The following is a 26,869-nucleotide window of genomic DNA, read 5'->3' as shown; positions in this document are numbered from 1 at the left end:
TTCTTACCTGTATATGACTGGTGTTAAGTTGGGCAGGCGCTACGAACCTCGCCTTGGCGTACGGTATGCACCGCGGTGCCCACAGACGATGGACGCCGATAACGCCGCCACGATGCATCTTCCAAAGCGCCCTGCATATCTGAATACCCGGCAGCGCGTCGCTCTTCAATCGAAGTGCGCGAAAACTCCGCATCGGAATCCGCTATCTGGTCGGATGCCGGATGGTAGATCAAGTGCACGATATCAAAGGTGGCCTGCTCATTGTGCTTGTGCAGATGCAGATCACTACTTACTTTGGCCGCAGCGGCAGGCGACGCCTTAGCCATTTGATGCAATGCACGCCGTTGGTTATGTTTGCTGGCCACGGCACAGATATTTTGCCGGCTACGGCTGGCATACATGATCTGCTTTTGCCGCCAGCTGACATTGCCCATATTGTTTGGCGGCAGCCCGTGCGCATCCCACAAGTCAACCATAAAGATCAAGGTATGGCCGCTGGCGCTCTCTTCATCATCGAATATGGCATCCAGCGGGGTATTCGAAACACAACCACCATCCCAGTACAGTTCGCCATCCACTTCCGTGGCAGGGAAGCCTGGGGGGAGCGAGCCACTGGCCAGCACATGTTCCGGTCCGATTTTTTGTCGGTGATTATCAAAAAATACCAATTCGCCGGTTGTCACCTTGGTAGCGCCCAGTGACAAGCGTGTGGTCTGCTGGTTGATCAAATCAAAGTTCGCCAAGCGCTCCAAGGTTGCCAACATGGCCGCCGTATCGCAGTAACTGGCTTGTTGCGGCAACATTTCACTTAGCAGGAGCGGTGACGGGAAACGTGGCTGCCAAAAATTGGGCTGGCCCAGCATCACCGCACCAAGATAACTGAACTGGTTGTACAGGCGGCGCATCTCTCCTTCAAACAGAAAGCCATCAAGGCCCGGACGGGAAATCTCCTGCCAAAGCATCTCCAGCTTACCAAGCCTGTCTTCGGGTGCATTGCCGGCCAGGATGCAGGCGTTGATCGCCCCGATCGAAATGCCGGACAGCCAATCCGGCTCGTATCCCGCCTCTTGCAACGCCTGGTAGGCACCGATGTGGTAAGCACCCAGAGCCCCACCCCCTTGCAGAATCAGGGCGACCTTGGGTTTTTCCGCCTTGTTTGGCTTTTTAAGCGCTGTTTTAGCCATCTTGTTGATCCTCCAAAAATAGGTACTGATGCTGCGAAGCAGCAGCCTTCTTTTTGGATGAAGAATTTACAAAAGCAAACAGCCGTCCATCAAAAACCAGCCTTAGCCGCTGCCCTGGCGCATGTGAATAAGCAGTCACTTGAAAAAACCTCGGTTTCCCATCGCCAAAATAAAAAATCAGCCCTCCATTTCTGGCGGGCTGATTTTTAAGTGCCTTGCAAACTCCCGGTATTACTTAACGGCGATAGTATCCGCTACGTCCTGGTAATCCTTGATCTCGTTGAAGTTCATGTATTTGTAGATCTCTCCGGACTTGGCATTCAGAACACCAATGTCAGCCATGTACTCGTCGCGGGTAGGAATGCGGCCCAGCTTGGCACAGATCGCTGCCAATTCGGCTGAGCCCAGATACACATTCGAGTTCTTACCTAGGCGGTTTGGGAAATTACGGGTAGAAGTCGACATCACGGTTGCGCCTTCCTTCACCTGGGCTTGGTTGCCCATGCACAACGAGCAGCCGGGCATTTCCATACGTGCACCAGCCGTGCCAAAGGTGCCATAGTGGCCTTCCTTGGTCAGCTCCTCGGCATCCATCTTGGTGGGCGGGGCCACCCACAGCTTGACGGGGATATCGCGCTTGCCTTCCAGTAGCTTCGATGCAGCACGGAAATGGCCGATATTGGTCATGCATGACCCGATGAATACTTCGTCGATAACCGCCCCCGATACATCGGACAAGGTCTTCACATCATCCGGGTCGTTCGGGCACGCTACGATAGGCTCGTGAATGTCGGCGAGGTCGATTTCGATTACAGCGGCGTATTCCGCATCCGCATCACCCTTCAACAACTCCGGATTCGCGATCCAGGCTTCCATGGCCCTGATACGTCGTTCCAGCGTACGAGCATCGGCGTAGCCATTGGCAATCATATTCTTCATGAGCGTAATGTTCGACGTCATGTATTCAATGATCGGCGCTTTGTCGAGATGCACGGTGCAGCCAGCAGCCGACCGCTCGGCCGATGCATCGGACAACTCAAACGCCTGCTCCACTTTCAGGTCAGGCAGACCTTCGATTTCCAGGATGCGGCCTGAGAAGATGTTCTGCTTGCCTGCCTTGGCCACCGTCAACATACCCGCCTTGATGGCATATAGCGGAATGGCGTTGACGAGGTCACGCAGGGTGACGCCGGGCTGCATCTTGCCCTTGAAGCGCACCAACACTGACTCCGGCATGTCCAGCGGCATAACGCCGGTGGCAGCGGCAAAAGCCACCAAGCCGGAACCGGCCGGGAAGGAAATACCAATCGGGAAACGGGTATGCGAATCACCACCGGTGCCCACCGTGTCAGGCAGCAGCAGGCGGTTCAGCCAGCTATGTATCACCCCATCGCCGGGGCGCAACGCCACGCCACCACGGGTGCTGATAAAGGCTGGCAGTTCCTTGTGCATCTTCACATCCACCGGCTTAGGGTAGGCGGCAGTATGGCAAAACGACTGCATGACCATATCGGCGCTGAAACCCAGGCAAGCCAGGTCCTTCAACTCGTCGCGGGTCATTGGGCCGGTGGTGTCTTGCGAACCCACGGTGGTCATCTTTGGTTCGCAATAGGTGCCGGGACGTACGCCTTGGCCTTCTGGCAGACCGCAAGCACGACCAACCATCTTCTGCGCCAGCGAGAAACCCTTGCCGCTGTCGACAGGTGGCTTGGGCAGGCGGAACTCGGTGCTGGCAGCTAGGCCCAGCGCTTCCCGTGCCTTGCTGGTCAGGCCACGGCCGATGATCAGGTTGATACGGCCACCGGCACGTACTTCATCAAGGATCACGTCTGACTTAAGCTTGAACTCGGCCACCACGGCACCGTTTTTTTCAATCTTGCCGGCATAGGGATACACATCGATCACGTCGCCCATATCGAGCTTGGATACATCGACTTCAATCGGCAACGAACCGGAATCTTCCTGCGTGTTGAAGAAGATCGGCGCGATCTTGCCACCAAGGGTAACGCCACCAAAGCGCTTGTTCGGCACGAAGGGAATGTCCTGGCCTGTGGCCCATACCACCGAGTTGGTGGCGGACTTACGCGAGGAACCGGTACCGACCACGTCGCCCACATAAGCAACCAGATTGCCCTTCTTCTTCAGGTCTTCAATAAACTGCATCGGGCCGCGCTTGCCGTCTTCTTCCGGGGTGATACCGGGACGGGCGTTCTTCAGCATCGCAAGGTAATGCAGTGGGATATCAGGGCGCGACCAGGCATCCGGTGCGGGTGACAAGTCATCGGTATTGGTTTCGCCTGTCACCTTGAAGACGGTCACCGTGATTTTCTCGGCCACTTCCGGGCGGCTCTTGAACCATTCGGCATCGGCCCAGCTCTGCAGCACACCCTTGGCGTTGGCGTTACCTTTATCGGCCAGTGCTTTCACGTCGTGGAAGTAGTCGAATACCAGCAAGGTCTTCTTGAGGCCTTCGGCTGCAATGGCACCCACCTCATCATCAACCAGCAGGTCCACCATCGGCTTGACGTTGTAGCCCCCCACCATGGTGCCTAACAGCTTGGTCGCCAATGCGCGGTCGATTAACGGGCTCTTGACCGAACCCTCAGCTACCGCCGCCAGAAAAGACGCCTTAACCTTGGCGGCATCGTCCACGCCGGGCGGCACGCGGTGGGTGATCAGGTCCACCAGGGTCTGCGCTTCACCTGCCGGCGGGCTCTTCAAAAGCTCCACCAAGTCGGCGACTTGTTGTGAAGTAAGCGGCAGCGGGGGAATACCCAGAGCGGCGCGCTCTGAAACGTGCTGGCGGTAGGCTTCTAGCATGGCGATGACCTTTATACGGTTGCGGTTGCGATATTTAAAAGGGGAAGCAGACGGGCTGCTCCCCATCCGGCCGGGAGTGCCGGGCAAGTAATCAAACCTGCTGATTTTATAGGCTATTTTCCTGCTTTAACCCTAGCCAAAAGGCTGTTTCAACAGGTAAAAGCCGATAAGGAATGCGGCGGAGATTACGCGTAAGCCGGGCAACGCACAAACGAGTAATCGCGACAGCCACTGTGAGTTATCATCACAGCATGAGCCAACCCCTCCCTCCCCTGAATGCCCTACGCGCCTTTGAGGCAGCAGCAAGGTTAGAGAGCTTTTCTGCTGCCGCCAACGAGCTGTTCGTTACCCACGGTGCTGTGAGCAAACAGATTAAGCAGCTGGAAGAATGGTTGGGGATAAAGTTGTTTGAGCGCAGCGGCGGTCGGGTCAAACTCAGCGATACCGGATGGCGCTATCTGGTGCAAGTGCAGGATGGCTTCGACATCATCGCCAACGCGACTGCACAGCTACAGCAGCCAAACCGGCAACGCCGGCTGGTAATCAACTCCACGCCCACACTGGCCATGCATTGGCTGCTGCCCCAGCTCACCGACTTCCAGCGCCAGCACCCCGATGTGGAATTACGCCTTGTCACCAGCGACCGTGATGTCAGCCGGCTGGACAGCCCATTTGATCTGGCGATCCGCCGTGGGCCGGGTGATTGGCCCGGCTATATCAGCAAGCCTTTTCTGGACGAATGGGAAATCCCGTTGTGCAGCCCTACCCTGCTCGAACGCAACGCCATTCACACACCGGCCGACCTGGCTAGGCATACGCTGCTCTATGCCGACACACGCCCCACCGCCTGGCAGCGGTGGCTTACCCTGGCCGGCGTACCCGAGCTGAAACCGGCCGCCACCCAGCAGTTCGATCACTTTTATCTTGCTCTACAAGCCGCCATGGACGGCCTGGGTATCACACTTGGCCCCCTGCCCATGATGCAAGCCGAAATCGACGCCGGCACACTGGTTGCGCCATTGTCCGGCCCAACGGTGCGGGTACGCGGTTATTGCTGGATTACCCCCCGTGCGGTGATGAACGACCCTGCCATCACCGCCTTCTGCCAATGGCTAGAAGCACGCGCCGCGGCCTTAGAACCTGTCTAAAGTCTGCTGTGCGTCGACAATATGGCGTTGAAAACACCCTCGGAATGCTCATTTACCACTTGTAAATTCCGCTTCCTCGGCTGTTTTCGCCTTATCTTGCCTTAGCTCGCGAGACCTTAGACAGGTTCTTAAAAACCATGGGCTAACGTCAGCGTCACCCGTACATGCCCGACGGGTGTACACCAAGATGCGTAATCAGAAGCTAAAGTAAAGAGCACGCGCCATGCTTGCTTTTGCGTGGGAGATAGGTAAACGATAGGGCCAATATCGAACCCCATGCCGCGCCAGATGGTCGTATGCGGGATAAGTCAGTCAATTGGGAGATCACACATGCCGCACAATTTGCATAACACCCTCAAGACCTTGGCCTTGAGCTCTGGCAAATCGCTCCAGTACTACAGCTTGCCGGCATTGGAGGTCGCAAAAATCGGCCCGATCAGCAAACTGCCAGTGTCGATCAGACTCGTGCTTGAATCGGTGTTGCGCAACTGCGATGGCAAGAAAGTCAGCGAGGAGCATGTCCGCGAGTTAGCCAACTGGCGCGCAACCGCGGCGCGCGTGGATGAGATTCCCTTCGTTGTTGCACGCGTCGTATTGCAAGACTTTACCGGTGTGCCGCTACTGGCCGACCTTGCCGCCATGCGCCATGTCGCCGCCAAGCTGGGCAAGGACCCCAAGACCATTGAGCCCCTGGTGCCGGTCGACTTGGTGGTGGACCACTCAGTGATGATCGACCACTACGGCAGTGCTGATGCCCTGCGCTTGAATATGGAATTGGAGTTCCAGCGCAATAGCGAGCGCTATCAGTTTATGAAATGGGGCATGCAGGCCTTCGATACCTTCAAAGTGGTGCCACCCGGTATCGGTATCGTCCACCAGGTCAACCTCGAATACCTGTTCCGCGGGGTGCAGATTCGCGATGGCATGGCCTTCCCGGATACCCTCGTGGGCACCGATAGCCACACCACCATGATCAACGGTGTCGGCGTGGTGGGCTGGGGTGTCGGTGGCATCGAGGCGGAAGCCGGCATGCTGGGCCAACCCGTCTATTTCCTGACACCGGACGTGGTGGGCGTCGAGCTCAAAGGCAAGCTGCGCGATGGCATCACGGCAACCGACTTGGTGCTGACCATCACCGAAATGCTGCGACGCGAGAAGGTCGTGGGCAAATTCGTGGAATTCTTTGGCGAAGGCGCCGCCAGCCTCAGCGTGGTGGACCGCGCCACCATTGGCAACATGGCACCTGAATATGGCGCCACCATGGGCTTTTTCCCCGTCGACGACAAAACCGTGGCCTACCTGCGTGGCACCGGTCGGCTGGATGCCGAAGTCGAGGCTTTCGAAGCTTACTTCAAAGCCCAAGGACTATTCGGCATGCCCAAGCCGGGCGAGATCCAATACAGCAAAACCCTGTCGCTTGACCTCACTACCATCGTACCCAGCCTTGCCGGCCCCAAGCGCCCGCAAGACCGCATCGCTCTGCCCGACATGGCCAGCAGCTTCAACAGCCTATTTAGCCTGCCGATCAGTGAAAATGGCTTTGGCAAACCGGCGGCAGAACTGGGCAAACGGGTATCCACCCAACACAATGCGGCGGCCAGCGCACAGCCGCTCCGGCAAATCGCGCCCGTGCACAATATGGTCGAGATGGTGGACAAACCCACTACTGCCGCCAAAGTATCCAATATCGATATCGGCCATGGCGATGTCCTGATTGCCGCTATCACCAGCTGCACCAATACCTCCAACCCAGGCGTGCTGCTGGCCGCCGGCCTGTTGGCCAAGAAGGCTGTGGAGAAGGGCCTGACTGTACACCCGCGCGTCAAGACCAGCTTCGGCCCTGGCTCGCGCGTCGTTACTGAATACCTGAAAGAAACCGGCCTGCAGCCCTACCTCGACCAGTTAGGCTTCAACGTTGCCGCCTATGGCTGCACAACCTGCATCGGCAATGCCGGCGACCTTGCCCCCGAATTTAACGAAGCCATCATTGACAACGACCTGATCGCCGCCGCCGTCCTTAGTGGCAACCGCAACTTCGAGGCACGCATCCATCCCAATATCAAAGCCAACTTCCTTGCCAGCCCACCGCTGGTGGTGGCTTTCGCCCTGGCGGGCCGCGCCAATATCAACCTGGAAACCGAACCACTGGGCACCAGCAACGACGGTAAACCCGTCTTTTTGCGGGATATCTGGCCCAGCAGCGACGAAATCGCCGCCTTGATGCACTTCGCCATGAACCCGGAGGTGTTTCGCCGCCTCTATGGCGACTTCACGCGTGACCACGACCTGTGGAACGCCATCCCCGCGCCTACCGGCCAAGTCTATACCTGGCCAACGTCCACCTATATCGCCCGGCCACCGTTCTTTGAAGACTTCAGCATGCAACCGGGCCAAATCAATGAAATCCGCGGCGCACGCGCCTTGCTGGTGTTGGGCGACTCGGTCACTACCGACCATATCTCACCGGCGGGTTCATTCAAGGACAGCACGCCGGCGGGCCGCTACCTGCTTGAGCATGGTGTGCAAAAGGTGGACTTCAACAGTTATGGCAGCCGGCGGGGCAACCACGACATCATGATTCGCGGCACCTTTGCCAATGTACGGGTGAAAAATCTGATGCTGCCACTAAAGGCCGATGGCAGTCGCCAGGAAGGCGGCTATACCTTGCTTGATGGCGTGCAAACGTCGGTCTACGACGCCGCTCAGGCCTATATCGCCCGGGGTACACCGACCGTGGTTTTTGCTGGTGAAGAATACGGCACCGGTTCCAGCCGTGATTGGGCCGCCAAAGGTACCCAGTTGTTGGGCATCAAGGCTGTGGTGGCGCGCAGCTTCGAGCGTATCCATCGCTCCAATCTGGTCGGGATGGGGTTATTGCCCCTTCAGTTCAAAGGCGATGCCAATCAGGAAAAACTCGGGCTGAAGGGCGACGAGACTTTTGACATCATCGGTGTGGACGCCAGCCTTAAACCGCAGCAGGACCTTACCCTACGTATCACCCGGGCCGATGGCAGTCACCAGGATGTACAAGTACTTTGCCGTATCGACACACCCATCGAGGTTGACTATTACAAGCACGGCGGCATTCTGCCCTTTGTGCTGCGGGAACTTATGGCCAAGGCTTGATATCTAGATAGTGTGTAAAGTCGGGTCGGCTTAAGGCCGACCCATTGTCCAACCCAACTATCGATTTATGTACAACGAAGACGATCTCGCTTCCGCCATCAAAGCCGGTGTTCTGACCAACGACACTGCCACCGCATTTAGAGCCCACGTCGCGCAGCAAAAGGGCCTACCCAAAAATATCCACGAAGAAGACTTTCGGTTCATCACCGGGTTCAATGATATTTTTGTGTTCATTGCGTGTGTGTTACTGCTGGCCTCGATCGCTTGGATTGGCGCAGCCGCCACTCCCCCGGTAGGCGCATTGGGTGTCGCTGCCGCAGCATGGGGGCTGGCTGAATTCTTTACCCGTAAGCGCCGCATGGCGTTGCCTTCCATTGTGTTGCTCCTGGCTTTTGTCGGTGGAGTCTTTATGACTTTCGCCTTCATGCCAGGCAATAAGGATGGGAGCCTCGCTTCTGCCAGCGCCATTGCGGCGGCAGCGGCATGGCTGCACTGGTTACGTTTCAAGGTGCCCATCACCGTCGCAGCAGGTGCCATCGCCTTTATTGGCGTGGTCATCACCTTGTTGTTTCCAACGGCAAATGAGGCTGCAAAGTCAGCAGACATTCTTTCTGTCCTGGCTGGTGTAGGTGTGTTTATCCTGGCACTGCGTTGGGATACCGCCGATACCCTGCGACAGACCCGCAAGGCAGATGTTGCGTTCTGGCTCCATCTCTTGGCTGCGCCATTGCTGGTGCACCCGGTATTAGCTTCGCTGAATATCTTCGGCGGCCCTACCAGCCCGGCCCAAGCTATCATGGTGGTGGGGCTCTATATTGTCATCGCGCTGGTTTCCCTCACGATTGACCGCAGGGCATTGATGGTGTCGGCTCTGGCTTATGTCTTGTACACCTTCAGCGCACTGCTCAAGCAATATGGCGTAGTCAGCCTGCACTTTGCCATCACGGCAATGGCTATTGGCTCTGCCTTACTCTTGCTGTCCGCATTTTGGCACCCGAGCCGCGCACTCATACTCAACTGCTTGCCACTATTCGTACGGAAGAACGTCCCACCGTTTCACTGACGCCACGCAACCAACGACTAGCCAGACTGCGATTTGTTTGACCTGACTTTATCCTGCACACTCCGGCAACCGATTACTTTGCCGAAGGCTGCTCCCAGCTCATGCCAACCGTATCCAATAAGCCACTGGTGGGCGCATCTATCGTACTCGTGGGGCTGCTCGCCCTATCGGGCGTACAGCCTTACGATCGCGGCACTTGGCTTTTGGAAGTATTTCCCGTCCTTATCGTGCTACCGCTGCTGTGGGCAACGCATCGCTCTTTTCCCCTCACCACGCTTTTGTATGCCGGCATTTTTTTACATGCTGTCGTCTTGATCATCGGCGGCACTTACACCTATGCGCGCGTCCCCCTGGGGTTTCAGATTGCGGAACTGCTGGAGCTGAGCCGTAACCCCTACGACAAGATCGGCCACTTCTTTCAAGGCCTTATCCCCGCTCTGGCAGCGCGCGAGATACTCATACGCGGCGCATACATACGGGGGCCAAAGATGCTTGGCTTTATCGTCATCTGCATAGTGCTTGCGATCAGCGCCACCTACGAATTGATCGAATGGGCCGCCGCGTTGGCGCTTGGCCAAGGCGCTGACGAATTTCTTGGCACCCAGGGCGACCCCTGGGATACACAATCCGACATGTTCTGTGCCCTGATCGGGGCAATCACCACCTTGTTATGCTTCTCGCGCAGGCATGATCGCCAGCTTCCATTGCTGCTATCCACTGATAATCCGCAGCGGCCTACATAGGCGACATCCCTCTCAACAGCCCTGTCCTCGCCTAATAGGGGACAACCTTGGGCATTGGTCTCCCGGCAATCAGCAAACTTCATCATTTGTCCCTTGAGGCCGGCAGCCTATATTTCCAATGCTAGAAACCTGTTCAAGCGCAACCACCACATCCTACAAAGCGAAAATTATTCGGGGAGATTTTTATGTCCGCCACCGCCCAGGCCAAATCGACTTCTGACCGCGAACTGATGCTAAGTCGCCTAATCAACGCCCCACGCGAGAAGGTGTTCCGTGCCTGGACGGAGCCGGAATTACTCAAGCAATGGTTTGCGCCATTGCCTTATACAACGCCGGTAGCCCTGCTCGATGTAAGGCCTGGGGGCTCGAGTCTGGTGGTAATGCGCAGCCCAGAGGGGGTGGAACTACCGAACCGGGGTGTCTATCTGGAGATCGTCAAAAATGAGCGGATTGTGTTCACCGATGCCTATACAGCAGCCTGGGAACCCGCAGAAAAACCATTTATGACAGTCGTGCTGACGTTTGAAGATATGGGCGGCAAGACTAAGTACACCGCACGTGTACGCCACTGGAGCGTTGCCGACTGTGAAACGCACAAAAAGATGGGCTTTTATGAAGGCTGGGGGCAGTGTGCCGACCAGCTTGCCACGCTGGTGGAGAATATGTAAGCATTGAGGGCGGGTTAGGAAACACCGCCCTTTCTAGCGGCAAGTCTCAACGGAATAACGTTGGGACCCGACCAAGCGGAATATACCGTAGCGACACATTAAAAAGTTGTACTCACATCGCACCATCGCTTGTATTCGGCTCACGCTCAATTCAGAAAATCTACCTCTTGATTACACACCCAAAGAATATATTATAGGGGCGGCCGGGAATATATTATCCCGATTCGATTAGGCCATACACATGCCGAATCCAAGTTAACATCTCCCGTTTACCATTAGGACAAAGACATAATAGATAACTGAATGTTACAATCAAATATTATTTAAACACCTAAGATTCACTATCATGAATAGCATTGTCGGTGTAGTTAATTTTGCCAGAGAAAGACTAACTTTCCAGTCAGATATACACACATACTTTCGAGCAATGCTACTGCTGCACATTGCCTTTTCAATGCCCGTCGCATTTGCAGATAAAATTATTCGCATCAGCGTTCCTTCAGACGGCTTACCCCCTCTCCTATTTGTTGAGCCTGGGCAAGACACCTATGGATTGATTATTGATGTATTACAAGAAATAGTTAAAAACTCTGGTTATATAGTTCAGGCAGTGGCAACCCCCGAGAAACGCATTGAATCGGTAGTTCATAACCAAACTGCGGATGTAGCGTATCGGGCAATAGAATGGGCTGTACAACCTGAGCGTTTTGTTTTTACTGATTCATTTTTTCGTGTGCGAGATGTTGTATTCTCAAACACCCTGGCACCCGTGGTTTATGAAAACCCTATGTCACTGGAAGGAAAAGTAGTAGGTACGCATCTGGGCTATTTTTATAAATCCCTGGATACCTTTTTCCAGCATGGCTATATGAAACGCGAAGACGCACCAACTGAAAAAACCATATTGGCCAAACTACTGATTGGTCGTAGCGACGTGGCTATCCTCAATGAAATTACCGGGTCTTGGATTATTAAGACACAAGGATGGGCAGATCATTTAGGTCACTCAAACAAGGAAGTTGATAGCTATGACCTACGTTTTATGTTCAGCAAGAAGTGGAAGAAATATATGCCGCGCTTTAATCAGGAACTGACCAGAATAAAAAGAAATGGTCGGCTGGCTAAATTAATTGCTCACTATATTAAAAAATAAACAAGATCAATTCGACATCAATAACATTTACCGCCAATGCTACTCTATTCAGCAGAATATTCTGGCTGTGAAATATACATCAGACTTAGTAAAATAAAACCAATAAACGCATAGGCTTTCATTTGGCCATTCCATTTATTGGCCCACATGGCGAAATACTCGCCCCCAATTACGGCAAAACCCGTATACCAAACCAAAATAGCAATGAGGCAACCAAGCGTAAAGCAGCTTTTCCCTCGTAACAGAAAGTTTGCCTTGGTGTGCATTAGCGTGCCAATTAATATACAGCCCCCACCAAGACTGCATAGCAGACCAAAAGTCAATTCACCACAGATGATGGCGATATAGAAAGCCTGCTGCAGCCCTACATTGGCAATAGCTCGTGCTTGCAACACCGGGCTTGAAAACCAAGGTTCCATACTGTCCATCGCTAACACATGCTGAACAAATTGCCAGTTGGAATTAAAATCAAGCATATTCCCGCTAGCGACAAGTAGACCGAAAAAGCCGATCGAAATCGCCAACACGCCTTTAGTCAAACGTTGGATCTGAATGAATTGCTGATTGGTTGTCATTTCGGAGATTTCTGTAGCATCAGTGGGTCGAAATACTTCTACGAAGACACTAGATGTGTCTGACAATGTTTATTACTCGCGCCCTTCTATAATACAGACTGATAAATATTCTGCCATTAGGCATTAACCCTATCCACATTCTGGCAACGTAAAGTACGATTCCTTGATTGCCTACACATACCTTAAATGGTGAGAGATTACTAAAAATGCGCATATTCACTGTCTTAGCGCTTGCGGTTTCCGCCGAGGTTGCTGCAGCCAGCCTTGAACTTTCCTGCCCGGCTGAAATAGAAACAAAACAAGAAATCGTTACCCCGCCCAGCGGATGGCGCATCTCAAAATCATCCCCTACGGTGCTTGATCAGGGCACAACTACCAGCAAGCATCATGGCGAGGTCACCGGCTTTTCATCAGGCCCGCCGGAAGAAAGGGCAATACTGGCACCAGATAGAACCATTAAATCCAAGAAAGAGCGCAGTTTCATCAATGTCTGGCCCTTCTCTACGTCTGAAGAGAATTGGTTTATTTGCAGCTATCGCAATAGTGTCATCGAGTTATCAAAACCCTTACCCGCAGGGCTTAAGCAATGCAGTATCCAATACAACAATGCACAAATGGTGGCACGCGCCTGGTGTGACTAGCCAAGTTTGATTGTGGGGCGCAGTCCTTTTCGCCGCGTTTAGCATGGACGAAGAATCTTTTTTACGGTCTGCCACCCGCAGCTGTCAGCAGGGTGAAGTGGGGGTAGCTAGCACGCCGATTGGCTGCTACTACGGTATCAGCCTCACGCGCGATGGGTAGCCTTCCTTTTTCTTCCCATCCGCTTGGCATTACACTATCAACCTACCTCGCTGGATGCCGGGACGTAATGGGATTCTTCTCTAAACTCTTTGGCCAACAAGCCAAGCCGTCCTCACCCACTACGGTTGCGACCGCACCTCCTGCGGCCGATTCATCTACCTTGACGCCAGACCAGCTGGCGCTTGCCGGCGCACGTACCGCTTTATCGCTGGACGACTTTAGCGCTGCACTTGTCGCAGCGACCCCCTTGATGCAAGCAACGGACAAATCCATACGCCAGGATGCGATTCAGATTTGCTCGCTGGCGGCAATCGCGTCGGAACAATGGCCGGATGCCTATTCGGTGACGCAAAAGCTGTTTGAACTGGCACCCACGGCACACCATGCGCTGCAATTGGCGGTCGCCGCAATCATGATCGGTGACGCGAAGCGGGGGGATGCATGGATTAGCAAGGCTATCGAAATCAACGAGCGGCGCAAAGTATTGCCGCCCATGCTGATTCGAACCCAATTTATCCGTGCCTTGGTCCAGCAACAGCAGCTGGCACCGGCCCTGCCCCATCTGGATTGGATGAAGGGTGTCTATCTGCCCCTGCACAATACCGACCCTACCTATCTGGCACTGCGGGGCCTGCCCGACTTTGATGCATTCCTGGCACAAAGCTGGCCGGTGGTTATACCGGTGCTGGCTTCCAGCCAAGCTATTGTCTGGTACAGCGAGATGTTGCCGTATCTGGATACGCCCGGCCAAAGTGCTGTTCGTGCTGTGCTGCGAACCCAATTGGGCTTTGACAGCTAGAATCGATGACTGAACTGTTGCTGCAAGGTCTGTAGAAATGCACTGCGGTCGGCCTAGCCTGTAGCGAATAACGCGCTGCAGATCGCCGATACCCTCTCCACCACGCCATCGTAGTCATCGCGTATCTTTGCAATCGCCTCTCTCAGGCGCACAGGCTCGTTCAAGGGTAGGCAAAACTCGCTCAACCCCAGTGAAGCAAACAAGCTGCGGATTTTAGGGTGATAGTCAAACCCGATGACCGGCCGGCAGGATCGAATCCCCAACAGCAAGCCATGAAAGCGCATCGACACCACAATAGCCGCGTCAGACAGAACTTCGTCACGCCAATAAGGCCGCGGGTCGGACAGGCCAAGTTCGTGCAAGAGGGCCGTATCGTTTCGATCGATTGCGGAATCATGGACCGGCAAGCCAAAAAACATGGGCATCGGCAGAATAGCGCTGCCAGATTCACGGCAAGCCGCCGCCAGCTTGGGGGGTGACCAGTCACTGCGCTTCCACTCGCGCAGGTTCAACACAATCGGCCCCCGCCCATCGCTCGCCGCAGGGTACTGAGGAATATCATCATTCCACCAACTGAGATCAGCCCCAGCACGGATACCCGATTTCGATGGTAATACCTGCAGGGTCTCTTCGTCTCGCACATGGAAAAAAGCAGGGCGGTCTACCAGCCGCTGTGTACGATTATTAATGCCGGGGTTGTCGCTACGTGCGGAGATGCCAATTACGCAAAATGGAACACTTAGGTGAGCAAACAGAGTTTCATGTCGGGTGAAGAAAGCAGAGTCGGGCCAAATGCTGCCACCGCCTACCAGAACCAAATCAGATTCATTCAGAGCGCTATAGCTTGGCATCCAGCCAAGGAAGTTAATCGCGTGATGCATGAAGAGCCTGGCGATCGACTGCTGTAAAAGTTCATCGCCTTAGTTGAACCGATTAAAGTAACCAATAGAGGCAATACGCAGGGGCTCGCGTGTAGGTGGCAGGGTTGGCAGCATGTTGTATTCCATCTCGAGCCATAGCTCGCAGCGGTCCTAACAACACCTCCTTGCCAATATTATCAAGCGCTTCGTAGCCCCCAACAATCGCCACGCCACCCTTGCTTATGTCCTCAGACTAATGTGTCTTGTTACGTTTGTTAACTGGTTCAAATGACATAATCAGTATAGTGATCGGCACTAAGGTGTTGCATGGCGGTATAGGTGGACAGATGCACAATGCCGGAAAGCTCATCCAGAAAACCACTTTGCTTGAGCAGATCCATGACCGGCCCCTTGACCTCAGCCAAGTGCAAGTCAACTCGCTGCTCTAACAAGCCCTGGTTAAGCTCACGCAAACCCTGTAGTGCAGAGACATCAATCGCGTTGACGGCGGAAAGCACCAGCAGCAGATGGCGTGTTTCTGACCGCTCGCGCAGCAAAGCAATCAGACGGGTACGAACAAAGCGGATATTCGCAAAATAAAGGCTTTCATCCACCCGTATCGCCAGCACTTCAGGCACGACATGGGTGTTGTGACGCAGGATATTGCGGTAGTGCTCGGTCCCTGGCACCCGCCCCAATACAGCAAGATGGGGTTGGCTTGTGCGCCAGATAAACAAGGCCAATGACAGCGCCACTCCCAGCAATATGGCATCGACAACACCCAGCAGCAGCACCGCGGCGAAGGTCGCCAGGTAGACCACGGCATCACGGCGGTCATAACGCCACGCCAGCTTGAGCACGCTCAGGTCTATCATCTGGGTAACGGCAGTGACAATCGTGGCCGCCAGCACCGCCAGCGGCAGACTGGCGAACAAATCCGTGAAAACCAGAAGCACCAGCGCCATCCAGCCAGCCGACAGCACACCCGCCAGCTGGGTGCGGGCACCTGCCAGCTCATTGGCAGCAGAACGCCCGAAACTGGCTGACACCGGAAATCCCCCTGTAAGACCCGCCGCTGCGTTGGCAGCCCCAAGCGCCAGCAACTCACGGTCGGGATTGACGGTTTCGCGGCGTTTCAGCGCCAGTGATTGTGCAATCGAGAAACTGTCGACAAAGCCCACCAAGGCAATCGCCAGTACAGCAGGCAAAATGGCTTGTACCGCTTGCAAGTCAATGTTGGGCCACGCCAAAGGCGGCAGCCCCTGGGGTAAGTGACCGACCACCCGTACGCCCAACTGCAGGGTGCTTACCGCAATACCCCCCAAAGCCACGACAACAATTGGAAAGGCCTTGGCTGCAAGATCAGCATGCTTGGTCTGCATACCCAAGCGTTGTAAAAGTGGCCGTGTCCAACGTTTACCTGCCAACAACAACGCCAATGCCGCCACCGACAGCATCAACGCCGCCTTGTTCAAGCCCGCCCAGGCATTGACCAGGGAAACCAGAATTTCCCAAGCCGTCGCACCGTGAACCGACACGCCGAAGAGATGGGGTGATTGGCTCAGCACGATCAACACGGCCGAACCTGCAACAAAACCTCCGACGACCGACTGGGAAAGAAAATTGGCTACAAATCCAAATTTAAGCCCAGCCAACGCAAGGCGCAGCAAGCCAGACAGCAACGCCACCATGGCCGCCAACCCAACCCAATTGCTGCTGCCCGGTATAGCCAGCCCAGCCAACGCTGTTGCCGTCATCAACGAGGGCAAGGCAGCCGGCCCCACCGACAAGGTGGCGCTGGAACCAAACAGCGCATATACAAGCACCGGGGCAATGCTGGCATAAAGACCCGCCTGTGGTGGCAGCCCCGCCAACAGGGCATATGCCAAGCCTTGCGGCACCAGCAATACCAGCAATGTCGCACTGGCAACCAGATCGTGCGGTAAGTCAGTTAGCCGGTACCGGCGCAACCATTCAGGCATGGTGGTATCTCAGCCAGTTCAAGGTCAACGCCCCACTACATGCCTTATCACACGGCCCCTCAATCTGCATGTTCCGGGCCTTTCTCGCCTTTCGAACAGTGAATCTCATACATCAACGCGAGCACCCGCATTGCCTCATCACTGATCAGGCTGTAATAAATGTATTTGCCATCACGCCGGGTGCTGACCAGCTTTTCATTGCGCAATACACCCAGTTGCTGGCTCAAGCTGGGTTGCCGAATGCCGGTGTTGGCCTCCAGTACCGACACGCTTTTTTCTCCAGGCACCAACTGGCAAAGCAATAAAAGTCGATCTGCATTGCCTAATGGTTTAAGCAAGGTTGCTGCCGCATCCGCGGCTTGGCACAGCGTATCCAGTTGAGCCTGGGTCAACACCGCTTCACGCATGTCACTCACTCCCTAAGAGTCTGTCTAAAGTCTGCTGCGCGTCAGCAATCTGGCGTTGAAAACGTCCTCGGAATGCTCATTTACCCTGTGTAAACTCCGCTTCCTCGGCTGTTTTCGCCTTATCTTGCCTTAGCTCGCGAGACTTTAGACAGGTTCTATGGCGTTGTTTGCGCAGCGGCCAAACCCGGCTGCAATAACGCGGCAATACCTCATTCATGCAACAACGTGCATCATTACGTCCAACGTGCCATTGGCACAATATATATTCGAACAATATATTCTCAAGCAGATTAATTTCGTCGGAATGTCTATGTCTCAACCAGCCCACATCGAAGCTTTTTTCGACCCCACCACCTGGACCATCAGCTATGTGGTGTATGACCAAGTGGGCGGTAGTGCAGCCATTCTCGACCCGGTGTTGGACTACGACCCCAAGTCCGGCCGTACGGGACATGACAACGCACAGAAGGTGCTCGACTTTGTGCATGCTCATTCGCTGACGGTCACCTGGATATTGGAAACGCATGCCCATGCCGACCATCTCTCGGCAGCAGCATGGCTCAAGCAACAAGTCGGCGGCAAAGTCGCTATCGGGGCGAAAATCGGCACGGTGCAGCAGGTATTCAAAACCCTGTTCAACCTTGAAGCTGATTTCGCCACCGACGGCAGCCAGTTTGACCATCTGTTTGAGGACGACGAAACCTTCGCCATCGGTACGCTAAGCGCGCGTGCTATTGCCGTGCCCGGCCATACGCCCGCCGACCTCGCCTATCAGGTTGGCGATGCGGTATTCATCGGCGATACCCTGTTCATGCCCGACGTGGGTTCGGCACGTTGTGACTTTCCTGGTGGCAACGCGGCAACGTTGTATCAATCGGTGCGTAAATTGCTCAATCTGCCTGCCCAGACGCGCTTGTTTCTATGCCACGACTACCCGCCCGAGAACCGTAAACCTCAGTGGCAAACAACCGTGGCCGCTCAACGTGCAGCCAATATCCATCTCCATGATGGCGTAGATGAAGCAACATTCGTGGCCATGCGCACCCAACGTGACAAGACATTAGGCATGCCTATGCTGATTTTGCCTGCCATCCAGGTCAATATCCGCGCCGGCGTACTCCCTCCGGCGGATACAAATGGCATACGCTATCTCCGTATACCGATGGATGCCCTGTAAAGGCGGGGGTGTACTGCACAACTAGAAAACCGCCAATTCGTCAGAGCAAGCACCAGCAGAAAATCCAGCGCATATACGTGAAACAGTACATCGCTTCCGACCTGACTCAATGTATCAATGAATTGGCAGGACTGAACAATTTCCCAGGAAATGTGTTGCGAACAAACGGACGGGGCACCTTTGACAAGCTCTGAGCGCACGCCCCCAAGCGCGACGGCTATATTCTTTCATTCTGCTTCTGTTGAAGTACGAACAGACACTGGAACAATAGAAATTCAGAGAATTATTTTGTGTGAAAAAATCATACTTCAAAACCGCTTCTTTTTATATTTTCTTTCACTAGAGATTGAATGCTCGGGTCCATTTGTGCGCCCGGAATTATTAATGGGATTCCATTAGCACCCCTTCTTCTAACGCCCTGCTCATCCCTAGAGTTCAGTGTTGCTGAAACCCATACTAGGTTGACACGGTCTTTGTTTTCATTATCTTGTCTTAGTGAGAATCCATAATAATCCTCAACACATTCCTCTTCTTCCAAAAAATAAATCATATAGTCATGTGATGTTTTTCTGCTTACACCATCATCGCTCTCATAGCTGGAATATATCCTTGGAGTATAAGCATGATCGTTTTCATATTTTTCAACAACTATCGGTGCTAATATAGCACCTCGAATAAATCTAGGTTGTGCGTTCATATTTTCAATAACTTCCCATCCGTTCCTACAATGTCCATTTGAGTCAATTAAAATCCATACTTTTTCATTTGTGGTTGGCAAAATGTATGTTTTGTCATATTTTTTGTTGTACAGGCCAATAAATGTATGGCCTTCGTATAATGATAGCACTCCTCTTATATTGGCGCTAAATTCCATTTTTTGTTCACGTGTTAAATAGCGCTCATTAATACGAGAAATAGGTTCATTACCGTCAATATCAGTGGGGACTGCGTCAACATAAGAAATTGTTGTGTCAGAACGACCTAAAGGAGGATGGATAATAGGCATAACTCAATTCACCTTTTTATTAATAAAGCCCGTTGAGTGGCCGTCTAGGGTTACTGTAGAACGTTAGGTATCACCTAATTCCCTACTTGAGCTGTAGTGGCCAAACTATACTAAGTCATGCCCCGAGATAAATGGTTCACTCTTATCACCCACATGGAAGGAAGCACTCAAAGGTCTCCTCAAGGTGGCTATTTATTTCCTACCGCAATATTTATCTGGGCTAGGTGATCGAGTAGCCCAAGGGAATCTCCCTCAGGCTATCGCTCAACTGGTAGTGAACATTTCAATGCTCAGGGTGGTTGAGATGCGTCAATGCACGACGGTCTCTTTGCCCTGCGAGTCTACGCTGATGAGCTTACTGTCTTGGGTAACGAGGTAAGCCTGTCCTTCTCGTTCCCCAGCCCATATGATTTGCGGTGTTTTAAGCTGCTTATTGTCTTGTTTGTAAGGCCCATTATTTTCTCGCGATAGGGTGACAAAGTAGGCCGATTGTTGCTTAGGCGACCATAACAATAGACGCGCCGCATGTCCTTGATCCGCAGGCCAACTTTTGATTGGCTTTAGGTCTATTGCGGCCTTGTCAAAGGACAGCGAGACTTGGGCTGGTAGGCTCATATTGACCAAGGCGCGGTTTTTATTATCGGGCGTGGCTACCGATACCCACTCAGCTAGCTTTGTTGGATAGTGTTGAACCTTAGACAACTTTGTCGGTGTTTCTAATTTGGAAGCTTCAGCTAATCGGCCGACAAACATCTCGAGACTAGCAAGACCCATTTTTCCATTTAGGTTTTCGCTGATAGGCTGTATGCCAATCAATTTTAGCCCGTCACCTTCTAAGGCATAGATCAACGAGACATAGTCGTCATTAAACTTTACGTTTTGTCTAATGGTTTTATCATCAACCAGTTCGACCGCCACAATATGATCATCGGTTTCTTTGCCCTCGGTGTAAAGATAGTTCAGAGCATAGCTGGCATCGACTTTATTGCTGCTACGGTCAGTGCGCCACAATATCTTTTTGGCTTCATTGACAAAGAAGGCGTGCTCAGGTGTGAGCCCGACGATGCGGCTACCTTTTTGTACGGCGGCATCAGTGGTGCCGAGTGAGATCAAGCTGTGCGCTTTGCTGTCGTAGACAGTTTGGGTAGCGTTCTTGGCAGCTTCTATGAGTTTTGACTTATAACTCTCAGCGTCGGCTTTATTATCCAAATTAGCAGGCGGCTTAGGTGGCGCATCACCCATGGTCACCTTGACCAAGTCACGGGTATGGACGGTGAAGTCTTTGACGGAGGTCGTCATTATCTTCAGATGTTTTTCATCAAATTGTGGATAAGCCCTCATATCAATCGCGCTAAGCCAGTAGTTGCCAGTTTTAGGGTCGATGTCCCATGTGCCAACGGTGCCTTGAAGTGTCACAGTGGGGAGTGAATCTGATGCCGTGAATTTGAAGGGCCCTACATTATTTCCTTCTGCACCTTCATTAAGTACCGTCAGAGCTTGCTTATTCTTGGTCAGAGCGGGGTCATAAGCCAGTGTCCTATCGCTGAACTGCAGGACAAAAGTGGATGGCGTAGACGTGTTGGGGGCTTCTTTCAGACTTAGTTTTTGACTCAAACCATTATGGACACCTTTTAGCAGGTAGATGCCGCCCTTGCCTTCAAAGGTATAACTGAGCTTGTCTAATATCGGTTTGGCTTCAGCCTTGTTCAATGGCCCGAACCAGAGTATGCGCGGCTTTTGGTCGAGCAGAAGCTTGATGTCAAGCGCCTCGTACGACGGTATCAATTTTGCTATTGCATCGTTACCACCATAACAACTTAGCTTTTTGGAGGATGCAAACAGTTTATCGCAAGTTGCTTTCTCTCCGTCAGCCCAAGCCCAGCTACCGCCATTTTGGTACTCGTACCCGAGTACGATAGCCGGCACCATGGGCAATACCAGTTCTGTTGCGGCTGCAGCGTTGAACTTAGTCTCGGCCTTACCGCTGCCCAGCGCCTCGTGCAGATCAACAAAGCACGCTTTATCATCAGGATCATCCGGCCCCGACTTCCCGTTCTTGCCGCTACGACACGGTCTAGGTGTGTATCCATTTCTACTATCAGATGTACTACGTAAACGCTGATTCCCAAAAGTCACAGTGCCGGAACGGAAATCGAGTTGGCTGACAACGGCATGGGGATCGGTCAGCCACACCCCCTCTTTAAGGGCGACGGGCGTAGCGTAGGCCTGGTCAGTCTTGACCAGATAACCCAGCGCGTCATGCACCTTTTCCCGATTGACTGCCAGCTGCATACCCAGGGCACTAAAACCATAACCCAACGCCGCAATGGGCCCTGCCAAATAACCAAACCCCGCAGCAGTCCCAGCTACTGCAGGGAAAGCCGCACCGACCGCCCAAGCCCCGCTGGACACACCGAATGACGCGACATTGAAACCGAGCGAGATGCCAGTACCAACATTGCTGACATAGTCTGTAGAGGTTGCTAGGTTGTAGCTATCAATACCTATCGAACCGACGCTAGCCACTACATTGAGGCCCCCTAAACCGCGAGTCAGCCCAGTCATGCTCTTGCTGACGGCAGCACCGGGTGCCATAACCTCTCTCACCGCGACGCCTAATTTAGCTATGTCTTCTGCGGCACCCACTCCAACACCGGCGAGATTCCAATAGGTACTGAGCTGCATTGCAGGCGACAGCCCTGGTCCATCGCGCAGATAGGCCATCAGCGCCTGAGCGCCAAACGCGGTATTCAAGCCGTTGCTTGCTTCGGGGGCATGAGCACCTGCCCGCAGCCGGATATTTCGGGGGTCGCCCGGCACTGGTTCAACAAGCGGCTTCAGCTGCGCAAAACTCGCTTTGAACTCCGCCAGCGCGGTCTGTGCGGGCACAAGTTTGCTGCTGTGCTGGACGGTTAGATTTTTTGTCTCACCGGTGAGCACATTCGTCACCGGCACTGAATAACCGCCCTTACCATCGGCTATCAGCTTATCGAGCACGACTACCGAATCCTTTTGGTTGATTTTCGGATCAGCAGCAAAGACTTCATCATTCAAGGCCTGGATAGCTTGTACGTCTTGGGCTATTTTTGCTTGTTCCTTGGCTTGTTTAATGATTTCAGCATAATTATTTTCTGAAATACACGCACTGCGCGTCTCTGCGCAACCGCTTGGGCTGGGTAAATTCTTACCCAGGGGATCCGCTATTATTTTATCGATTACAGCAACGGCATTGGCGTTAGCCTGAGATGGCTTCTGCACATATTTCTGCGTCTTTGCATCCCAAATAAGGTCGAGTTTTATCAGGGAGCGAATGGCTTCTTCCTTAGTATACCAGCCAGTTTTTTCGGGTATCAAATCGCCAATTGCGTCATATTCTGCAATGAAATATTCCTTCTTTCCCTGGGCGTTGACCCGAACGAAGGCATTACGCGCGATCAGGGAAATTTGTTCTGGCTTCAGTTCAGTCTTTAGCATTCCGGTTAACGTTTTAACTAAGCTTTCAGGAAGCGTATTCTTAAAATCGTTTCCCTGAAACTTACCTGTGCCCACTAAATCGAGCCGAAGGCGCGTTATTGGGCCTTTTTTGACCGAGCCGACCGCTTGTTTTGACACATCCGCTAGTTGATCAGAATCTAGACCACCGAACTTAGTATCGTCCTCGTTTCCGTGGCCAATCAGAGCAAGACGTATGGCACCTTGGTTGTTCTGGGGTAAACCATTTCGTGTATTCAGCTGCTTGCCATCCCAGTTTGAAGTGGTTGGATTACCCTCATGCCATTGCACCCAGTCTGATTTATTCGGATGCTTACCGAATAGATTACGCGCTGCTTCGTAACTGGCATCGTCGCCTTGCAATTGGACAATCAACTGTTTGTCATAGCTAGAGTTAGAAGCATTAGTATTCCCCGGCGTAAAAACAGGTTTTTCCCATTTACCAAAGTCAAGCGTAATAGGCTTGTTGTCAATTTTGACAAGATCACCTGAGGGTGTAAGCAACTGATTGTTAGTGTCCACTCTACCTAAACTCGGTCCGACGTTTTCCAGTATAAAATCGGCGTATGCACCTTTAGCAAAATAAGTATGATTCTGAAATCTATCTGCACTCTGATAATTAGGGATAAAATCATTTATTTTTGGATCATTCTCATTGATGAATATGTCGCTAGTTTTTATGTTATTCTCCCGCATAAATTGGAAAAGCTTTTTTATTGCTTCTCTGTCGGCGTGACGCCAAAGGATTTCAGGATTTAATTTCCAATCTGTGCCCAACTCTACGGGATATTTTATCAATTGGTTAGTATATTTTAGAATTTCACCGTTAAAGTTTTTTGTGTCTTTGTAGGCCACCCCAATATCGAATAAATCACCTACTTTTGCCTTCATCTTAGCAGTAGTCCCTAAAAATCCGACATCTACCTCAGCTGACCAATCTTTTTTTAACTGTTCTGACCAATCAGGTTGATTCCTAGATGCTTCATCTTTGGTCACTACCATATAATCACCATGCTGCTGTAGTCTGGCCAAGGTTTTATCATCACTCAATAGGTTGCTTAACAATATATTTTCACCGATATCCCCGGCGCTAACATAGACATTTGGGGGTATTTTTTTTAAATTTCCTTCTACAATAATATTGTGTGCCAAGTCTTCTTCTTCATAAGGATCAACATGAGTAATTTTTTCATCATTAACACTCAATGAAGTAGTGGCGGCGATTATTTTAAAATCATCTGCCAGTGGGACTTTTTCATCCACTAGGGATTTCACAGTAGATCGTAAGCATTCTTTTGACATATTGCAGGCTTCAAAGAACACCTTCTGCAGCGGCGCATTGGTTGGTTTGATAACTCTCGCTACCGTTCCCACAATATCCTTAATAGGATATTTTCCGACCCTGAATGGAGATCCGTGCGCATTATAGATAATGGTTCCATTAAAATCAGCCCCACTCAATTTTGCTTGTAACTTAGCATCAAGTTCTTTATGCCCAGTTAATAAAAATAGTCTTACCTGGCGATCTTGCCAGTATTGATCTATCAATTTCTGATAGCGTTCCGCCACTTCATCAAGATTATTTGTGACGCTAACATCAATAAAATTCTTAACCCCTTCATCACCAAATTTGCTATTTTGTATTTTTCGAACAGCCATTTCGAACTGGGGTTTTAGTGAAAGAAAAGTGTCCCGAAGCAAATTCGGTGCAATTGAACTCAGATCCATAATTTCCACCGGACTTGCCCAGCCCGGCATAGTGACTAAAAGTAACAGCAATGGCACTAGCCAACGCATTAGCGTAATAGGCAAGCGCAAGCGTTGCCAATAGGAGGAAAACTGAGCAACTTGATTCTTTGCAGAAACGGGCGAGGTAAATAACATCAACGACCCACGCCAGCCCGTTTCTGAGTTGCCTGTTGATAAAGCTGGTGGTCGACACTTTGGTACTGCACTGGAACGTGGCCATAAGTAGACTTGGCCGTCACGCAATGCTTCAATGCCAATGCCGGTTGCGAAATGTTTGCCAACCGGTAAAGGTGAGGGTTCATAAAACGTGCTTTTAAACCCAGCGAATGGGGTTTCATTACCAATGAGACTTTATTAAGCGCCTGTTTGCCTTGGTCGAATTGCATTTGAATGCCTCCAAGTGAATATATGGTCAGATCAGCTTGTAATAAGCCACGACAAACACACTCGTACTTGGCGTGAGCACCTAGTCCCATGACGCAGGGGATACTCGACGCTCCATATAATTCATTTGGCGATTTACGCCATGGACGATAGGTCGAAGAGGTCACACTGGGCATTGCGCCCATAGAAAACGCTTTCAGCTTGATAAGCGTATGTCGACCGTGTTTGTTATATTCAACTTAAATGTTGCACATCATAACGGTCTTTCGAAAAAATCAGCTTTTGTCGATTTTTAACTTTCCAGGCAGGTATTTGTCGGGCGAGTGCCCCTGTTTGCCCCAGAATAGGAACAAATATTGGTAATATTCACGATCAGATTTTTGGCTTAAATGTATTGACTAGTTCGTTCAAACCATCAAGTTGGCATGCTTTCTACTGAAAATAAGTCTTTTATTAAGTTGACTGGTTTTATGCTCGCTTCTGTCAGGCAAGGAAATCCCCCATATAGCGATATAAATCACAAGCCTGGCTTTCTTCTGCCGGCTTGACATTTGTTTCCTCAAATTTCGTATTGGCATATCCAACCGTTGCTACAAGCTGCGGAAGGTCAAAAAGGGAATGACCAGTGGTGCTGAACTAATTGTCCGGTTGCGATGCTGCTGCATTGGGAAAGAATCGCGTCGTATTCCGCAACCGGTTAGGACTTGTGGGTATCTGGCTTGGGAGGGGGAAAAGAATGGCAGCACAACGAGGTAATGAAGCAAGGCCGGGTGCCAGAAAATGTAGAGAGGGACCTGTCAGTAATTTCGTGTTCAGGGCATATCATGCTCCCAAGGAGAGTGTATGCCTCGCAAACAGAAAGCCCAGCCCATAGCTTTGCCGTCGATTTCCGCCGAACTGCTGGAGCAATTCGGCAACGAGCCCATGACGACTGAGACCATCAATACCGCTACGACAGCCCTTAAGAAAGCCTTGATTCAACGGGCACTGGCTGCCGAGATGAACCACCATCTTGGCTATCCAACCGGTGCGCCTAAGCCAAATAGCGTTACCAATCAACGCAACGGCTGGGGCGCCAAGACCATCCTGACTGAGGATGGTCCAATCCGAATCGAAATCCCTCGCGATCGCGACAGCCGTTTTGAGCCGCGGCTGATTCCCAAGCATGAACGCCGTTTTACCGGCTTCGACGACAAGATTGTCGCCATGTATGCCCGAGGTATGACCGTACGTGACATTCAGGGCTTCCTACGCGAGCAATATGGCACGGAAGTCTCGCCGGCGTTCATCAGTTCGATTACTGATGAGGTCATGGCGGAAGTCACCGCCTGGCAAGCTCGACCGCTTGAGCCGATGTATCCGGTTGTGTTCTTCGATGCACTGCGGGTGAAGATCCGCGAAGACGCCGTGGTGCGCAACAAGGCAGTCTACTTGGCATTGGGCGTGCTGCCCGATGGCACGCGTGACATCCTGGGTCTGTGGATCGAGAACACCGAAGGTGCCAAGTTCTGGATGAAAGTCTTCAACGATCTCAAGACGCGTGGCGTCAACGACATCCTGATCGCCGTGACAGATGGCCTCAAGGGCATGCCCGAGGCACTAGGCGCAGTATTTCCTGCCACGACCTTACAGACCTGCATCGTCCATCTGATCCGGAACAGCCTTGACTATGCAAATTGGAAGGATCGCAAGCCATTGGCAGCTGCGATTCGGCCGATCTACACCGCGCCAA

Annotated in this window: 20 protein-coding genes; 11 read left to right on the top strand and 9 right to left on the bottom strand. The window is 52.3% G+C overall.

All coding sequences use genetic code 11. From position 1 onward, the window contains the following. Positions 1–23: 23 nt before the first annotated feature. Positions 24–1,184 carry a patatin-like phospholipase family protein gene (locus CSQ89_RS03205; protein WP_099404751.1) on the bottom strand — a complete coding sequence of 387 codons (1,161 nt, stop codon included), beginning with the start codon at positions 1,182–1,184 and terminating at the stop codon, positions 24–26. Positions 1,185–1,241: 57 nt separating this feature from the next. Between CSQ89_RS03205 and CSQ89_RS22365 the strand changes: the two genes are divergently transcribed. After that, positions 1,242–1,394, top strand: coding sequence for a hypothetical protein (locus CSQ89_RS22365; protein ID WP_158228883.1), 153 nt, complete (start codon positions 1,242–1,244; stop codon positions 1,392–1,394). A gap of 21 nt (positions 1,395–1,415) precedes the next feature. Here CSQ89_RS22365 and acnB read toward each other — a convergent pair whose 3' ends face one another. Beyond that, entirely contained in the window at positions 1,416–4,004 is a 2,589-nt protein-coding gene (acnB, locus tag CSQ89_RS03200) for a bifunctional aconitate hydratase 2/2-methylisocitrate dehydratase (RefSeq protein ID WP_099404778.1), read from the bottom strand. A gap of 251 nt (positions 4,005–4,255) precedes the next feature. Between acnB and CSQ89_RS03195 the strand changes: the two genes are divergently transcribed. The 6 genes from CSQ89_RS03195 (at position 4,256) to CSQ89_RS03170 (ending at position 11,905) form a co-directional block, all read left to right on the top strand. Next, positions 4,256–5,152, top strand: coding sequence for a transcriptional regulator GcvA (locus CSQ89_RS03195; RefSeq protein WP_099404750.1), 897 nt, complete (start codon positions 4,256–4,258; stop codon positions 5,150–5,152). Between the two features lie 330 nt (positions 5,153–5,482). Then, positions 5,483–8,278: an aconitate hydratase AcnA gene (gene acnA, locus CSQ89_RS03190; protein WP_099404749.1), complete on the top strand. Its 2,796-nt coding sequence runs from the start codon at positions 5,483–5,485 to the stop codon at positions 8,276–8,278. A 67-nt stretch (positions 8,279–8,345) separates the two neighbouring features. Continuing rightward, positions 8,346–9,341, top strand: coding sequence for a hypothetical protein (locus tag CSQ89_RS03185; protein ID WP_099404748.1), 996 nt, complete (start codon positions 8,346–8,348; stop codon positions 9,339–9,341). 101 nt (positions 9,342–9,442) lie between these two features. Further along, positions 9,443–10,084 (top strand): DUF2238 domain-containing protein, encoded by a 642-nt coding sequence (locus tag CSQ89_RS03180; RefSeq protein ID WP_099404747.1) that lies wholly within the window; start codon positions 9,443–9,445, stop codon positions 10,082–10,084. Positions 10,085–10,269: 185 nt separating this feature from the next. Further along, positions 10,270–10,752 (top strand): SRPBCC family protein, encoded by a 483-nt coding sequence (locus CSQ89_RS03175; protein ID WP_099404746.1) that lies wholly within the window; start codon positions 10,270–10,272, stop codon positions 10,750–10,752. Between the two features lie 346 nt (positions 10,753–11,098). Next, positions 11,099–11,905: a substrate-binding periplasmic protein gene (locus tag CSQ89_RS03170; protein WP_099404745.1), complete on the top strand. Its 807-nt coding sequence runs from the start codon at positions 11,099–11,101 to the stop codon at positions 11,903–11,905. A gap of 44 nt (positions 11,906–11,949) precedes the next feature. Here CSQ89_RS03170 and CSQ89_RS03165 read toward each other — a convergent pair whose 3' ends face one another. Further along, positions 11,950–12,480 (bottom strand): DUF2165 family protein, encoded by a 531-nt coding sequence (locus CSQ89_RS03165; protein ID WP_099404744.1) that lies wholly within the window; start codon positions 12,478–12,480, stop codon positions 11,950–11,952. A gap of 167 nt (positions 12,481–12,647) precedes the next feature. Between CSQ89_RS03165 and CSQ89_RS03160 the strand changes: the two genes are divergently transcribed. Both CSQ89_RS03160 and CSQ89_RS03155 read left to right on the top strand, forming a co-directional pair. After that, entirely contained in the window at positions 12,648–13,121 is a 474-nt protein-coding gene (locus CSQ89_RS03160) for an STY0301 family protein (RefSeq protein WP_139022871.1), read from the top strand. A 227-nt stretch (positions 13,122–13,348) separates the two neighbouring features. Then, positions 13,349–14,080, top strand: a complete 732-nt coding sequence (locus CSQ89_RS03155) for a hypothetical protein (protein ID WP_099404742.1) — start codon at positions 13,349–13,351, stop codon at positions 14,078–14,080. Between the two features lie 53 nt (positions 14,081–14,133). Here CSQ89_RS03155 and CSQ89_RS03150 read toward each other — a convergent pair whose 3' ends face one another. The 3 genes from CSQ89_RS03150 to CSQ89_RS03140 all read right to left on the bottom strand — a co-directional run bounded on the left by CSQ89_RS03150 (position 14,134) and on the right by CSQ89_RS03140 (position 17,329). After that, positions 14,134–14,961, bottom strand: a complete 828-nt coding sequence (locus CSQ89_RS03150; RefSeq protein WP_099404741.1) for a polysaccharide pyruvyl transferase family protein — start codon at positions 14,959–14,961, stop codon at positions 14,134–14,136. Between the two features lie 263 nt (positions 14,962–15,224). Next, positions 15,225–16,922, bottom strand: a complete 1,698-nt coding sequence (locus tag CSQ89_RS03145) for a SulP family inorganic anion transporter (protein WP_099404740.1) — start codon at positions 16,920–16,922, stop codon at positions 15,225–15,227. Positions 16,923–16,981: 59 nt separating this feature from the next. After that, positions 16,982–17,329 carry an ArsR/SmtB family transcription factor gene (locus CSQ89_RS03140; protein ID WP_099404739.1) on the bottom strand — a complete coding sequence of 116 codons (348 nt, stop codon included), beginning with the start codon at positions 17,327–17,329 and terminating at the stop codon, positions 16,982–16,984. 310 nt (positions 17,330–17,639) lie between these two features. Between CSQ89_RS03140 and CSQ89_RS03135 the strand changes: the two genes are divergently transcribed. After that, the gene (locus tag CSQ89_RS03135) at positions 17,640–18,506 is read left to right on the top strand and encodes an MBL fold metallo-hydrolase (RefSeq protein ID WP_099404738.1); all 867 of its coding nucleotides are present in this window, start codon (positions 17,640–17,642) and stop codon (positions 18,504–18,506) included. Between the two features lie 301 nt (positions 18,507–18,807). Here the strand turns inward: CSQ89_RS03135 and CSQ89_RS03130 are convergent, their stop codons facing one another. The 3 genes from CSQ89_RS03130 to CSQ89_RS03120 all read right to left on the bottom strand — a co-directional run bounded on the left by CSQ89_RS03130 (position 18,808) and on the right by CSQ89_RS03120 (position 25,139). Beyond that, positions 18,808–19,512 (bottom strand): hypothetical protein, encoded by a 705-nt coding sequence (locus CSQ89_RS03130; protein ID WP_099404737.1) that lies wholly within the window; start codon positions 19,510–19,512, stop codon positions 18,808–18,810. Between the two features lie 309 nt (positions 19,513–19,821). Further along, positions 19,822–24,888, bottom strand: a complete 5,067-nt coding sequence (locus CSQ89_RS03125) for a TcdA/TcdB pore-forming domain-containing protein (RefSeq protein ID WP_099404736.1) — start codon at positions 24,886–24,888, stop codon at positions 19,822–19,824. Next, a complete protein-coding gene (locus CSQ89_RS03120; protein ID WP_099404735.1) occupies positions 24,888–25,139 on the bottom strand; it encodes a hypothetical protein in 252 nt (83 codons plus the stop codon). Before CSQ89_RS03120 ends, CSQ89_RS03125 begins: the two co-directional genes overlap by 1 nt. An 841-nt stretch (positions 25,140–25,980) precedes the next feature. Between CSQ89_RS03120 and CSQ89_RS03115 the strand changes: the two genes are divergently transcribed. Further along, positions 25,981–26,869, top strand: an 889-nt coding sequence (locus CSQ89_RS03115; RefSeq protein WP_099404734.1) for an IS256 family transposase, incomplete at its 3' end; no start/stop codon positions are given.

Origin of the sequence: Chitinimonas sp. BJB300 (assembly GCF_002735695.1) — a bacterium.
Taxonomy (GTDB): Bacteria; Pseudomonadota; Gammaproteobacteria; order Burkholderiales; family Chitinimonadaceae; genus Chitinimonas.
This window is presented reverse-complemented; position numbering and strand designations above follow the sequence as displayed.